The following is a 15188-nucleotide window of genomic DNA, read 5'->3' on the forward strand; positions in this document are numbered from 1 at the left end:
CGCCGCCGGCATCGGGGCCGTCGTTGATCGAGACGATAGTCTTTACCGCCGTGAAATCGGGCGTCAGTTCGTGGTTGCCGACCTGTACCGTGTAATTGCCGGGGCTGCCTACGACGACGATGTGGTCGCCGTCCGAGTTGCCCGTGGTCTGGTCCCAAATGCCGGTCGGCAGGAAGGCGCTTGCATCACCACCGTTGGCAGCGATGAAATCGGCCGTCATGTCCGATTCGCTCAGCACCTCGCGGATGACATAGTTCGAGTTTGGCAGCAGGCTGAAGAAGGTGAATGCACCGGTTGAGCCGGCCTCACCGGAAACGGCCCACTGTTCGAACACGTCGAGCTGGTTGTTGCCGTTGATGTCGATATAGACCGTGAAACCGTTCAGCAGGGTCTCCGTAGCCGACTGATAGACGCCGTCGCCGTTCACGTCGTTGAACTTGATGCCGTGGATCTGCGTGGACTTAAGCGTATTCCATTCGGCAAAGCCCGCGTCGTCCGCCGGATCGGGGCCGAACTGCGAGTAAAGCGTGAGGAAATCTTCCGGATCGACGTCGCCGAACATCTCGACAGGGAAATAGAAGATGTAGTCCTGCTTGCCCTGGCCGGCGCCAAGATCGCTAAGGAGCATCCGCGCCCCATCGCCGCCATTGTCGACCGCGCCGTCGAGGTCGAGGTCATCGAGGTCGAAGACGATCTGGAAATCGCCGGCGAACGCACGGGTTCCACCGACGATGAAGTCGTCCAGCGTTGCGTAACCGGTGCCGTTCACACCATCGCCAGCCTCGGACACGTAGAGCTGGAGAGCTTCCAGCGAAACGTCGATGTTGTTGTTCTCGTTGATGTCGAGGTTGATCTGGTAATATGCCTCCGGTGTCCCATTGCCGTCCAGATCGAGATAGACGATCGGGATTTCATAGAACTGCAGGGCGTTGGTATTAGGGTTTGAGATGTCCGTGGACTTGTCGCTGCCCGGAACATCCTGGTCCGTGTTGAATCCCAGGATGGTCGAGCCGCCATTGATGTTCAGGAACGGCGCGAAAAGGCCTGTGCCGGTAGCGCCGTAATCCTGCGATTCCTTAAAGTTCAGGTGCTTCACGTAGAACGGCAGCGGATCGATGTTCGTCCATGTCTGCGTCGTTACGTCAGGACCGTAGAAGCCATCGCCGGAAGTATAGTTGAAGCTGTTACCGTCATTGTCGGTCTTGCGGATGTCGAAAATCTTAAGCATGGCCCAATTCCCCAATAATCAAGCGCAAAAGAAAAGGCGCCGACGGCTATTGCCGCGACGCCTGTCGAGCTATTGCATGGCACGCTCACCCGAATTGCATGAGCGAGCCACGGAATTCACGGGTATCGGCAGGCAGGGTGCCGTACGAGCAGAACGCCATGCATTCGGAAGGCACGATTGCCTGCCCATGATGCCATGCCGCTTTGCCACCTGCACCTCCTGACCCCACGTGGTGCATAGGCGCACCACGTCATTTAGACGGAAAAGGCTTCCGCCCGACCAAGCGCGAGAGGGGGCTGTCAGGTGACAGTAAAGCTTGCGGACTATGACTGCCTGCGACCCGATCTCGACACTTTCATACGCAAACGAACCCTGCCGAGTGACGAGGGTATTCGCCTGCGACTCGTGACAATACTTGTTAACGAGTTGTTAACATGATTCCCAAGTCCTTCAAAGCTCGAAGTTAAATGGGCAGTTCCGAACTGGTCTTCATATGCTTTTTGATAACCAGACGATCACATAATGACCTACAATCAGATGGTTGTGGGTTCAGTATGGCCAGCCACGGGATATGGACGGACAAACTGTCTCAACTTGCGGTTATCTTGGCGGCAACGGTTCGCGATGGTCAGTCAATTTTGGCACTACACATTTTGGCAAGTCGAGTCGGCGTCTGATGTTTGACCATATTGTGACTTCTGTGATGACTACCGATGTCCGGCGACTTGCCCTATGCGTGAGCCGATTGCCGTAGAACCACCAAGCGCGAGTACCAGATGTACGACATGAAGGGCCGGCCATGCGTATCGGCCAACACGCGTCGCTCCCCGGGATCCGGTGGCGGTTCGAAGGCAGAGGGATTTGCCGCGAGTATGGAATCCGGTCCGCTCTGGTGGGCGATTTGCGCTTTCGTTTTCCTGCTTCAGGCAGTTCTGGTCTTCCGCCACGAACCCTTCGTGGACGAGTGGCAGGCGCTGCAGATCGCCGTCCAGTCACCGGATATGGCGATACTGCTCGAAAACCTGACCTATGAAGGGCATCCGCCGCTCTGGCACTTGTTCCTGCGGGCGATTGCCGTTCTGGCGGGGCCTTACCTCGCCTTGCCTGTCGCCGCGCTCGTTCTGGGGTTCGCGACCCAATATCTCATTCTTTTCAGATCTCCTTTCCCGCGCCACTTGCGATTGCTGATAGCGCTGTCCGAATTCGTGCTGTTCGAATTCAACACCGTGTCGCGCAGTTATACGCTGGGCGTGATGCTGGTCTTCCTCGCCGTGGCTTTATGGGACCGGCGGCGGCTGTTCTGGATCGCGATTGTCCTCCTGCCGCTTACCGATTTCCTTTTCGGGGTGATTTCCGTTTTCATCGTGTGGTTCCGCTGGCGCGAGCGGGACATCTGGTGGCCCGGCGCGGCGGCGTGGGTCGTGGCCGGGGTATTTGCCGCCTGGACAGTCCTGCCCGCGCCGGATGTGGTGCCAGTCTACCGGCCATCCGACCACGATATCACCGGCCTGATCGTCTGGATGGCGCGCGTATCGGCTGTCATGCTGCCCTATCAGGTGGGGGATCACGGGCCGCAGTGGGACATGCCCCTGCCGGTGGCAGCCAGCATGATCCTGTGGTTGCCGTTTATTGCCATCTGTTTCGTGCAGACTCGCGGCAGGTTCGAGGACAGGGTGGCGATTTTCGCCTTTCTCGGTCTGCTTCTCGTCTTCTTCGTCGCGCTTTATGCCTTGATGAACCGGCATGTCATGCTGGTCGGGATCTTGCTGATCGTCTTGCAATGGCGTGCCGTGAAGCAGGGTCACGACCTCCACCTCTTGTTCCGGGCGTGGCTGTGGATCATTGCTGCGATGGGGCTGGTGACAGCGGGAATAGCCCTGTCGCGTCCGTTCGATACCGCGCCGCAGGCCGCGCGCAAGATACGTCAGCTGGGCTTGAGCGAAGCCCACTGGGCCGTTTACCCCGCGCAGCACGGGCAGGGCATTTCGGCAATGACCGGCATCAGGTTCGAAAAAATCGGGCGTGATTGCATGCAGGATGTGATTCGCTGGGACCGGCGAATGGAATTCGACGATACCGGCGAACTGTCCGCATGGCTTGTCCAGCGTAGCGCGAAGCAAGGGACTTTCTATTTTCTGGGTAGTTCGGCGCTTCCCCCGTCTTCGGTTATTCGCGAGCTTGCACGCGTCCCTGCGGGCTACGATGGCAAGCGTTACTTTCTCTACAGGATCGGTGATGGCGAGCGCGAATTCGCTGATCGTTTGCCCGCCTGCCTTCCGGAGATGCGGGCTCTGACCGACCGGCCCGCAATCTGAACGGTGGCTGCCGCCCGACCCCTGCGCCAGTTCAATTGATCGCGCCAGTGTCGCCGGGGGTCATTGTTCGATCGGCGTCGCAGCGGTCTATCAGGCCGCAACCTTTCAGGAAAAAGCGAAGGCGGAAGCGGCGTATTTCCTCGCTGGGCAATCCTTCGATGCCGTGGCTGATGGCTTGCGTCTGCAAGTCGCCGATCGTCACGCTGACGAACAGGTCACCCAAGGCGCGGGGGCTGCCGTCGAGTTTGAAGCCTTGGGCCTGCCAACCCGAAAATGCATCGGTTATGGCCGCGCGCGTGCATGTTCCGGTGGTGGAAAAGAACTTTCTGGCGAACTCCACATCGCGGATACTGTGGGCGATCACTACGCGCACGAGATTGATTGCTTCGCGATCCAGATAGATCGATTCGAGCCTGGCGGCGATCTTTGTCAGAGCGACGACCGGATCAGGGTTGGATCGCACAATCTCGCGAATGATATCTTCGTCGGAAGTGACTTTCGCGAAGACGACCGCATGCAACAGGCCGTCCTTGTTCCCGAACAGCTTGTACACGGTGGCCAGCGAACCACCGGCGCGTTCGACCACGTCTTGCAATGTCGTCTGGTCGTAACCTTTCGATACGAACAGGGAGCGGGCTGCTTCGAGAATCGCTTCGCGTCGCTTCTCCAGCCTCTCACATTCGATCTTATCGTTCATTCCATCTCCTTTTCTATCGAATCGCTCTTGCGGCGATGTCGTGTAATGCCTATTACACCTTCGCACTCGCACAATGAAGTGGAAAGTTACCTTGTCGATGAAAGGCTCCCTCGCGGTCTGCCTCGCTGTCCTCCTTGCCGCCTGTTCGGGTGGCGGGGATGCCCCTGCCCCTGCGCCCGTTTCGGTCAACACGGTTATAGTGAAAGCGGAAGACCTGCAGAACGTTATCGAACTGCCGGGCCGCGTGGAGCCCGTCCGCACGGCCGAAGTGCGCGCGCGGGTGACCGGCATCGTGCAGCAGCGGCTCTATACAGAGGGTGAGTTCGTCGCTGCCGGACAGCCGCTGTTCCGCATCGATCCGCGCGAATTGCGGGCAAGTTACGAGCAGTCGGAGGCAAGTCTGCGCCGCGCGCGGGCGACGGCCGCGAATGCCGATGCGGTGGTCGATCGTTATCGTCCGCTGGTCGAGGAAAACGCCATCAGCAAACAGGAATACGATGCCGCCGTGGCTGCCGCCCGGCAGGCGCGGGCCAGCGTGTCGGAAATTTCCGCGCAGCTTGACGCCGCATCGCTCCAGCTTGGCTATACCACGGTGCGCGCGCCCATTTCGGGCCGGTCCGGCCGTGCGCAAGTTACCGAAGGTGCGCTTGTCAGCCAAGCGGAAGGAACGCTGCTCACCCGTATCGAGCAGACCAGGTCGGTCTATGTCCGGTTCAACCAGTCGGCCACCGAAATGCTCGATCTGCTCCAGCGGGCAAGACAGGGCGAGATCGAGCTTGACGATAACGACCTCGTGCCGGTCAGGCTGATACTGGCCGACGGGCGGGACTATGCCGTGCCCGGCTATATCGACTTCCTTGCTTATTCCGTCGACGAGGCGACCGGCACCGTTGAAGTGCGCGCCGAGTTTCCCAACCCCAACGGTATCCTGCTGCCCGGTGAATTCGTGCGTGCGAAGATCTACGCGGGGAAGATTGCGAAAGGCATCGCGGTTCCCCAAAGCGCGGTAAGCGTGGCGCAGAACGGCGGTACCGTCTTTGTTGTCGATAGCGACGGCAATGCGGCGATCCGACCCGTGGATCTTGGCGTGATGACCGAGGGCAAGTGGGTGATCCGCAGCGGATTGAAAGAGGGCGATCAGGTGATCGTCAGCAATCTTCAGAAGCTGCGCCCCGGAATGCCGGTGAAGCCGGCCAACATCTCGACCGGCCGCAATGCCAAGCCGGCCGCAACGTCGAAGCCTGGTTCCAAGCAGCCGGACGGGGCTCAACAGGGCGGGGCAAAGTAGGACATGGCCCGTTTTTTCATCGATCGGCCCATCTTCGCATGGGTGGTTTCGCTCGGCATTCTGTTGGCGGGCATACTGGCTCTGCGCACCCTGCCGATTGAGCAGTACCCGCAAGTCGCTCCGCCGTCGCTGACCATCAGCGTCGTGTATCCCGGTGCCGATGCGCAGACGCTGGAAAGCAATGTCACGCAGGTGATCGAACAGGAACTGAACGGGGTGGAGGGCTTCCTCTACATGTCCTCGTCCAGCCTTTCCAACGGAACGGTCAGCATCACCCTGACTTTCGAAGCGGGCACGGACATCGATATCGCGCAGACGGAAGTTCAGAACCGGCTGAGCACGGTTGAGGCACGGCTTCCCGAATCCGTTCGCCAGCAGGGCATAAGCGTCCGCCAGGCCAATTCCGCCTTCCTCATGATCGTTGCGCTGTCGTCCGAAAGCGGCAAGCTGACTGCGACCGATCTCGGCAATATCGCTTCGGGGCAGGTGGTGGACGAATTGCGCCGCGTGCCCGGCGTGGGCGACGTGCTGTTGTTCGGTTCGCAATATGCGATGCGCATCTGGCTCGATCCGCAGGCTTTGGCATCGTACGATCTTTCGCCCGCGCAAGTCCTTGCAGCGATCAGGGAACAGAACGCACAGAATGCCAGCGGCGCGATCGGTCAGCTGCCCACTGTGCAGGGCCAGCAGATAACCGCGACGATTTCGTCGCAAGGGCGGTTCAGCACAGTCGAGGAATTCAAAAACATCATCCTGCGCGCCAGCACCGGCGGTGCGGCAGTGCGACTTGCCGACGTGGCCCGCGTGGAACTGGGCGCGCAAAGCTACGATACGCGGACCGAATTCAACGGCAAGCCGATGGGTGCCATGGCCATCCAGCTGGCGACGGGCGCCAATGCGCTGGACGCTGCGGCCGGGGTCAAGGCCCGGCTGGCCGAGCTGGAAAGCACGCTGCCACCTGATGTGACATGGTCCGTCCCCTATGACACCACGCCGTTCGTGCAGGCATCGATCGAGGAAGTGATCAAGACACTGATCGAAGCGATGGCGCTGGTCTTCCTCGTGATGTACCTGTTCCTGCAAAGCTGGCGAGCGACCCTGATACCGGCGCTGGTCGTTCCCATTGCGCTCGCGGGGGCCTGCATCGGGCTTTATGCCTTCGGCTTCTCGATCAACGTCCTGTCGCTGTTCGGCATGGTTCTGGCCATCGGCATCCTTGTCGACGATGCGATCGTCGTGATCGAGAATGTCGAACGGATCATGCGCGAAGAGGGTCTTGGCCCGCTGGAGGCGACGCGCAAGGCGATGGACCAGATCACCAGCGCGATCATCGGCATTACCCTTGTGCTTGTCGCGGTGTTCCTGCCGATGGCATTCTTCCCGGGGTCTACGGGCGGAATCTATCGCCAGTTTTCCGTCACGCTTGCGGTTTCGATCTTCTTTTCAGCCGCACTCGCCCTGTCGCTTACCCCGGCGCTATGTGCCACGTTCCTGAAACCGGACGAACATGGCGGTTCGGCAGCCGCTGAGCCGAAGCCGGAAGGGGAGGGTTGGCGCGTGCGACTGGCGCTTGTGCGCTGGCATGCGGCGCGTGCGATGTCCCGTTTCAATGACTGGTTCGAAACGATGACCGGCAAGTACGGGCGCGCCAACGATCGCATTCTCGCCGCACCGATGCGGGGGCTGGCCGTTTTCATCGCACTGGCCGCTGTGACGCTGCTGCTCTTCTTTCGCCTGCCCACCGCATTCCTTCCCGACGAGGATCAGGGTTACCTGATCACGGTGGTGCAGGGGCCGGCGGGTGCAACGACCGAGCGGATGGAATCCGCCATCGCGCCGATCGCGCAGTTCTGGTCAGCGCAAGAGGAAGTCAAAAACGTCGTGGTCGTCCGCGGCCGCAGCTTCTTCGGGCAGGGTCAGAACAACGCGATGATGTTTACGACGTTCAAGGATTGGAGCGAACGCTCGTCGAGCGAGAATTCCGCAAGCGCCCTGCTGGAACGGGCGACGGCAGAATTCGCAAAGATCGACAGCGCGGTCGCTTTCGTCATCCAGCCGCCGCCGATCCAGTCGCTGGGTCAGGCGAGTGGTTTCACCATGAAACTGGAAGATCGCGCCGGCCTCGGTCGCGAGGCGCTGGTCGATGCGCGCAACCAGCTCATGGGCATGGCGATGCAGAGCCCGGTCATCGCCAATATCCGCCCGGAGGAACAGGGCGATAACCCAACGCTCGACATCGACATCGACCGTCTTCAGGTGCGCGCTCTCGGTCTGTCGATGACGGACGTGAACAATGCCCTGTCGATCAACTTCGGCTCGGCTTATGCGAACGATTTCAACTATAACGGTCGCGTCCTGCGGGTGCTGGTGGAAGCCGATGCACCGTTCCGCATGACGCCGGAAAACGTGCTGGCGCTGCGCATTCCGAACACTGCGGGCGAACTCGTGCCGTTCGGCGCATTCGCCACGGCAGAATGGTCCGCGGCACCGGTGAACCTTGCGCGCTACAACGGCTATCCGGCCATGACGCTTTCGGGCATGGCGGCACCCGGCCAGTCGTCGGGCGCGGCGCTTGACGAAATGGAACGGCTCGCATCGCAATTGCCTGACGGGATCGGTTTTGAATGGACCGGTGTTTCCTATGAGGAGAAGCAGGCCGGCGGCCAGATCGGCATGTTGTTCGGACTGTCGGTTGTCGTCATCTTCCTGCTGCTGGCCGCACTCTACGAAAGCTGGTCGGTTCCGCTGGCCGTGATGCTGATCATTCCGGTTGGCGTTCTGGGCGCGGTGGTTTTCTCGATCCTGCGCGGGTTGTCGGCAGACGTCTATTTCAACGTGGGCCTGATCACGATCATCGGTCTTGCCGCAAAGAACGCGATCCTCATCGTCGAATTCGCGATCGAGGAGGAGGCTGCGGGCAAACGGCGGATCGATGCGGTGAAATCGGCAGCGCGCCTGCGTCTGCGCCCGATCATCATGACCTCGCTTGCCTTCACGATGGGCATGATCCCGTTGGTGATGGCCAGCGGCGCCGGCGCGGCCAGCCGCATCGCGGTCGGCACCGGCGTGATGGGCGGCATGATCGCGGCAACGGTGATCGGCATCTTCATGATCCCGGTCCTCTACCTGATCGTGCGCCGCAAGTTCGGCAAAGACCCGGTACTGCCCACTTCGACCACACCGGATGGAGAGCAGGCATGACGAAACGCACTGTCCTGCTTGTCGCAACCGCGCTTGCCCTGTCGGGCTGCGCAAACCTTGCGCCCGAACATGCGCGACCCGAACTGTCGAGCGCGCCCGTCTACGATCCGCAGAATGCGCCCGAAGGCACGGTCACGGCATCGCAGTTGTCCTATCGCGAATGGTTCGTCGATCCGCGGCTGGTTGCCCTGATTTCGACAGCCATCGATGAAAACCGCGACCTTGTTGCCGCGACCGCCCGGATCGAGCAGGCGCGAGCGCAATACCGTATCCAGCGCAGTGACCGCTTGCCCACCGTGGGTGCCAGCGGCTCGGCCACGCGCACGCGGCAGCCGGCGACCGCGATTGTGGGAGCGGACGGCGAATCCATCACGTACAACCGTTACGAGATCGGCGTTGGCGTATCCGGGTTCGAACTGGATTTCTGGGGCCGTGTCGCCAACCTGAGCGAAGCGGCAAGGGCGCAATACCTCGCAACCGTCGAGGCACAGCGGGCATTCTACCTCTCGCTCGTGGCATCGACCGCGAACACCTACTTCGAACTGCTCGAAACACAGGAGCAGATCGCGCTCGCCGAAGCGACCGCCGACAGCCGCCGCGAAGGGGTGCGCATCGCGCGCCTGCGGATGGATGCGGGCGTCACCTCTGCACTGCCGTTCCGGCAGGCGGAAACGCTACTGACCCAGGCCGAGCAGCAGCTTGCGGCAGAGCGGCTCTCCGCCGCGCGGCTGCGCAACCAGCTGGCCGTTCTGGTTGGAGGCACGATCCCTGTCGATCTTCCAGAAGGGTTGCCGCTGACGCGGCAAAACGATGGCCGCCGGCTCGATGCCGGATTGCCGTCGGACCTGTTGCTGGCGCGGCCTGACATCATCGCGGCGGAAGAGCAGCTTCGCGCCGCGCGCGCGAACATCGGCGCGGCCCGTGCGGCCTTCTTCCCGTCGATCTCGCTTACCGGCAACGCGGGCTTCTCGTCCGGCCAACTTGACGGGCTGTTCTCGACAGACGGACTGGGCTGGAGTTTCGGGCCGAGCATCAACCTGCCGATCTTCGATTTCGGCGCGCGCGAGGCCAATCTCGATCTCGCCAGGGCGCGCGAAGTGGAGCAGGTCGCAAACTACGATCTGATCGTCCAGAACGCGTTCCGCGAAGTCGCCGACGCGCTGGCGGGCAGACGCTTCCTTGCCGATCAGGTCGCCACGCTGGAACGTGCGCAGGCGGCGCAGCAGGCCATCGCCCGCATCGCCCGATTGCGCTACCGCGAAGGTGTGGCGGACTACCTCGAGGTGCTCGATGCCGAACGCAACCTGTTCGAGGCGGAGCAGACCCTGATCGCCACGCGGCGGGCCGAATTGCAGAATCGGGCCAACCTGTTCGTGGCACTTGGCGGCGGGTTGGGCGGGCCGGCGCACGGGGCCGGAACGAACTGACAAACTGCCTTTCGGCAACCGTTCGTCACGTCAAACTCGGTTCATCCCGATTATGCCACGGCTCATTTTTTCGACCCACGCGTTTCTGCGGCTTAGCGGGATTGTGACGATCTTGTTACGAAAAAGTCAAATAATAACGGGAACTTAAAATTCCCTGTTGGTTTTACCTATCTGATTGACTTGGGATTTGGGGAACGTACCCCAAGGCCAAGTCACAACACGAGACTGGGGAAAACCTACATGATAATGTCGAAGCGGGTGTTGGTGCTGGGGGCATCAACGATCGCCATTTCAGTCGCGGTTCCGGCCTATACACAGGTCGTTCCGGGGCTGAGCGATCCCAACAATGCAGCGGCTGTAGAATCGCTGCTAACCATCAGCGACATCGGCGATGACATCACGTCGGGTGAGACCGATATCGGCGTACTGACCGTCGATGCCAACGTCACCACCTCTGCAGAAGGCGCGATTTCGCAGACCGGTACGGCGACCTTGTCGGACGCCGCAATCGACATCACCAACGACGGTTCGTACACCATCACCGCGATCGCCGTGGCAGACAATGCCGCGGGCTCGGCAGACGCCAATGCTTTCGTCGGTGCCGGCGTGAACCAGGCGGCCAACTCTGTCCTGACTGGCGCGGCCACCATCACCAACAACGGTGATCTCTCGATCATCGCGGATGCCTCGGCCAGTGCCGACACACTCGCCAACGCATCTGCCGGTGTCGAACCCGGTATCGACCAGTCGGTATCGGCTGACACCGCGATTGCCACGATCACCAACGCCACCGACGCCAGCCTGACGATCTCCGCGATCGCGGACGCATCCGGCGCAACGGTTGCCGGAACCTCGGGCGGTGCTTACGCCTATGTGTCTTCGGCCATTCAGCAGAATGCAGATGGCCTTGAAATGGCATCTGCCGAACTGACCAACGACGGTTCGATTGAAGTCTCGGCGCTTGCCGATGCAGCTGCTTCCAGCGGTGATGCACTGGCCGATGCCTCGGTTTCCAATGCCGTCTCCCAGAATGCATCGGCCGATTTCGGCGATGCCTCGGTCGTTCTTGCCAATTCGGGTGACCTCGTCGTCACGGCCGATGCTGCGGCCCTTGCAACCAACGCGTCCGCAACGGCTGGCAGCGCCTATGCCGATGCATCCGTCGACGGCGTCGTTTTCCAGAATGGCGACGCTTATGAGGGCAATAATGTCGACATTACTGCCAGCAACACGGGCATGCTCGATATCGCGGCAATCGCAACCGCGACCGCAGATGCATATGCAGAGGCCGACGCTGAAGTCAGCGACCTGATCGACCAGGAGGGTGATGCCTACTACGGCGGCGACGTTTCGCTCGACGTGACGAACGAAGGCACGATCAACTTCAGCGCAAACGCGCTGGCGAACGGTGCAAGCGCCAGCGCTTCGGCGACGGCGCAAACCGTGATCGAGCAGGATGGCAATGCCTATGCTTCCACCTCGGCTGATTCCGGTGGCGTTACGATCACTGCGACCAACAGTTCGACCGGTGTTCTGACCGTCGATGCGAACGCTACTGCGAACGCTACGCTGGGTCTGGCGGATGCTTATGCCTCGGCAGAAAGCATCATCGATCAGGACGGCTATTCCGCCGATGGCGACGTCGATGTGATGATGACCAACGACGGTATGATCGATGTGAACGTCAGCGCCCTCGCCGTGTCGCAGAACACGTCCGCTACGGCTGGTGAGGCAGAGGCTGATGCTTCGGCGTTCTACGTGATCGACCAGACGGCGAATTCCGAGGCCGGTGCTGCATCGGTTGCATTCGCCAACACCGGTACGCTGTCCGTCGATGTGACGGCGGTCGCCACGGGCGATACAAGCGCGAATGCATCGAACTCGTTCTACGATATCATTTCGCAGCACGCATATTCGAATAATGGCGCACTGGCTTCGGCCACTGTCGAAAACAGCGGCTCGATTTCGGTCACCGGCGACGTTTCGGCAATCAGTGGCGGCGATGCCAATGCTGAAGCGTCCGCCGATGATAGCCAGATCCATCAGCACGCCAACGCAAACGGTTCAACGGCGTCGGGTGCCGGTGGCCTGGCTGACGTATCGTTTGTGAACACTTCGACCGGTACAGTCGACATTTCGAACACCGCTTTCGCCTCGGCGGAAGGTGATGCCGATGCCTACGCTTCGATTTACACCGGTCTCGACCAGTACGCATACTCGGCGAACGGTGATGCATCGGTCGATGTAGTCAACGACGGCAGCTTCGATGTTGCAGCTTCCGCCACGGCAAACGGCAACGAACAGGTCGAAGCCGATGCCGAACTGGATGGCATCGAACAGTCGGCATATGCCGACAATGGCAACGCGGTTGCCAGCCTTGCGAACGGCGGCTCCATGTCGTTCATGGTTGATGCGACGGCAACCGGCTCGGCCACCGGCGGGACGAGTGTCTATGCCGACGCTTCGGCAACGATCGACGCGGCGGTGTTCCAGTCGGCCAACGGCGAGACCGCTACGGTCGAGCTGGCCAATACCGGTTCTTTCGATGCCTCGGCTACCGCAAATGCAACCGGCCTGAACGCCGAAGCAGACGCTGAAGTTCAGGGCGTCAGCCAGGAAGTGTCTGCAACCGGCGTCGATGCCGTAAGCATGGCATCGTTCTCGAATGGCGACAGCTTCACCGTTGATGCGATTGCGAGCGCCATGGGCGGCGAGAGTGCCGATGCCTCCGCTTCCGCAGTCGGCGTAACGCAGGAAGCGTACGGCGATGCCATGCTGGGCTTCGACAACTCCGGCACCTTCAGCGTCAATGCAGAGGCCATGGCATCTGCGACCGGCACTTCGGCAACCGGCAACGCGTACGCTTTCGCAGGCGGCTATGGCGCGTTCACGGACGGCACTGACAGCAGCTTCGATGTCACCAACGACGGTACGATCGACGTCTCCGCTCTCGTAACCGGCAACGGTTATGCCAACGCGATCGGCATGGGTCTCTTCGACTACGGCTCCACTTCGGGTGCCCTGACGACGGCGATCAGCGGTTCTGTCGTGAACGAAGGCAGCCTCAATGTGATGGCCGCTGCATCGGGCGCCGGTTCCAACGAAGCCGAAGCAGTCGGCATCGTGGCGGTTGCACCGGTCAACAACCTGACGATCGACAACACCGGTTCCATCGAGGTTCGTGCACAGGTCGACAGCGAAGCCGATATTGCTTCGGCAACGGGCATCCTGGCGACCAGCTACAGCCTGGGCACCCCGAGTGAAGGCGATGTCTTCACGCTGAACAACGACGGCGGTTCGATCGTCGCCGAAGTCAGCCATGATGGCGGCGCAACGTGGCAGCGCGGCACGGCGATCGACGTGTCGACCATGACGACGCCGACAGCCCTGAACTTCACTGGCGACAGCAGCGTCTATGGTGACATCGACATCTCTGCCGGTGACATGATCAGCGTATCGGCAGGGGAAACCATGCTCGACGGTGTGATCAATCCGGGCATGGAACTGGAAGGTTCGCTCGCGGTGACGGATGGCGGTACGCTGTACCTCGTCAACCAGCCGACGGATAACCCGTCCTACGACGGTCCGGCGGCAGTCTACGTGGCCGACTTCACGGTTGCGCCGGACTCGACACTTGCTCTCCAGCTGCCGAGCTACTCGGACATGGAAGGTGACTATCCGTTCGTGGTTGCCGACACGGCCACCATCACGGATGCCACTCTCGAGGTTCGTCCTTCGGCTCCGGATGGCGTTTATGCGGACAGCTACACGTTCGAAGACGTGATCGATGCCAACACGCTGAACGGCGAGTTTGGATCGGTTGTGATGACCAACGGCACGCCGCTGCTGACGGTTGAGGCAGTCTATGACGATGCCGCAAACGTCGACCTGCTGTTCGGCCGCGTTGCCTTCGACGAAGTGGATGGCCTTACGGTCAACCAGTCCGCCGTGGGTGGTGGTATCGAAGCGGTCTATCCGAACGTTGCGACCAACGGCCTCGGCAACCTCGTCGGCCAGTTGTTCACGCTTGACAGTGCTGCATACGCAGATGCGCTCGACCAGCTTTCTGGCGACATGTACGCCAGCTATCTGCAGGGCCTGCGTAACAACTCGATGCAGATGAACGGCATTATCTCCGACCAGATCGACTGTGCAATCAGCATCGATGGCCCGCAGAAGTGCCAGGATCGCGATGGCGAAACCCGCCTTTGGGCGCTCGTCGGCTACAACGACGTGTCGGTTGACGGTGACGGTATCGCTGCCGGGTACGACGGTGAGCATTGGTCCGCCCTGCTGGGTATCGACCACACCTTCGGCAACTTCACGATCGGTGCCTTCGGCGGCTATCGTGAAAGCGACCAGACCTACGATCGCTACAACGGCCGGATCGAATCCGACGGTTGGCAGGCAGGCCTGCTGGCAGCTTACGACATCGGCAGCTTCTATCTGCGCGGTATCGGCAGCTACAGCGACCTGAACGGTGAATCGACGCGCAATGTCGCATTCGGCACCATCGCTGACACGCTCAGCGGTAGCCCGGATGCCAAGGTCCTCTCGCTCTACGGCGAAGGTGGCCTGCGCTTCGACCTCGGCGGTTCGTGGCTGACGCCCTTCGCGGCGGTCGACTACACCCGCGTCAAGTACTCCGGCTTCGAAGAAACCGGCGGTGCAGCAGCGCTTGCAGTGGATAGCCAGTCCGAATCGCAGACCTCGCTCCTCGCGGGTCTGAAGTGGGCCGGCAATCTGGGTGGCATCGTGCCGGAGGCGAAGATTGCCTACCGTTACGACCTGAACGACGATCCGTTCGAGTACACTGCGGCATTCGCAGCGGACAGCGGTTCGGAATTCACCGCCTTCGCACCGGAAATCGGTCGTAGCTCGGTGGTCGGCGGGCTCAGCCTTGCGGCTCTGCTCGGTGATAACTTCACCGGACGCGTCGGTTACCAGGGCCGGTTCAACGGAGAGACGGACGATCACGCGATCTACGGAAGCCTGACCTACAAGTTCGGTGCTTCCGCTCCGCCCCCGCCGC

The 15188-nt window shown here is 61.1% G+C and carries 7 protein-coding genes; 5 read left to right on the forward strand and 2 right to left on the reverse strand.

Annotated features, from left to right (window positions below; translation table 11 throughout):
- A partial coding sequence (locus A7A77_RS16585; RefSeq protein ID WP_216635608.1) for a hypothetical protein occupies positions 1 to 1228 on the reverse strand: 1228 nt, incomplete at its 3' end.
- 872 nt (positions 1229 to 2100) lie between these two features.
- Between A7A77_RS16585 and A7A77_RS16590 the strand changes: the two genes are divergently transcribed.
- Positions 2101 to 3543 (forward strand): hypothetical protein, encoded by a 1443-nt coding sequence (locus A7A77_RS16590; protein ID WP_216635609.1) that lies wholly within the window; start codon positions 2101 to 2103, stop codon positions 3541 to 3543.
- A 31-nt stretch (positions 3544 to 3574) separates the two neighbouring features.
- On the opposite strand, the gene A7A77_RS16595 is transcribed toward A7A77_RS16590, so the two are convergent.
- Positions 3575 to 4240: a TetR/AcrR family transcriptional regulator gene (locus A7A77_RS16595; RefSeq protein WP_066560957.1), complete on the reverse strand. Its 666-nt coding sequence runs from the start codon at positions 4238 to 4240 to the stop codon at positions 3575 to 3577.
- A 97-nt stretch (positions 4241 to 4337) separates the two neighbouring features.
- Here A7A77_RS16595 and A7A77_RS16600 point away from each other — a divergent pair, with 97 nt between their 5' ends.
- The 4 genes from A7A77_RS16600 to A7A77_RS16615 all read left to right on the forward strand — a co-directional run.
- Positions 4338 to 5528 carry an efflux RND transporter periplasmic adaptor subunit gene (locus tag A7A77_RS16600; RefSeq protein WP_066560970.1) on the forward strand — a complete coding sequence of 397 codons (1191 nt, stop codon included), beginning with the start codon at positions 4338 to 4340 and terminating at the stop codon, positions 5526 to 5528.
- 3 nt (positions 5529 to 5531) lie between these two features.
- Complete coding sequence (locus tag A7A77_RS16605; RefSeq protein ID WP_066560960.1) at positions 5532 to 8729, forward strand: efflux RND transporter permease subunit; 3198 nt, start codon at positions 5532 to 5534, stop codon at positions 8727 to 8729.
- Positions 8726 to 10156 (forward strand): efflux transporter outer membrane subunit, encoded by a 1431-nt coding sequence (locus A7A77_RS16610; protein ID WP_082836215.1) that lies wholly within the window; start codon positions 8726 to 8728, stop codon positions 10154 to 10156. The genes A7A77_RS16605 and A7A77_RS16610 overlap by 4 nt, the downstream gene beginning before the upstream one ends.
- A gap of 240 nt (positions 10157 to 10396) precedes the next feature.
- On the forward strand, positions 10397 to 15188 hold a 4792-nt coding region (locus tag A7A77_RS16615; protein WP_156500649.1), incomplete at its 3' end, for an autotransporter outer membrane beta-barrel domain-containing protein.

The organism is Croceicoccus bisphenolivorans (assembly GCF_001634625.1).
Lineage (GTDB): Bacteria > Pseudomonadota > Alphaproteobacteria > Sphingomonadales > Sphingomonadaceae > Croceicoccus > Croceicoccus bisphenolivorans.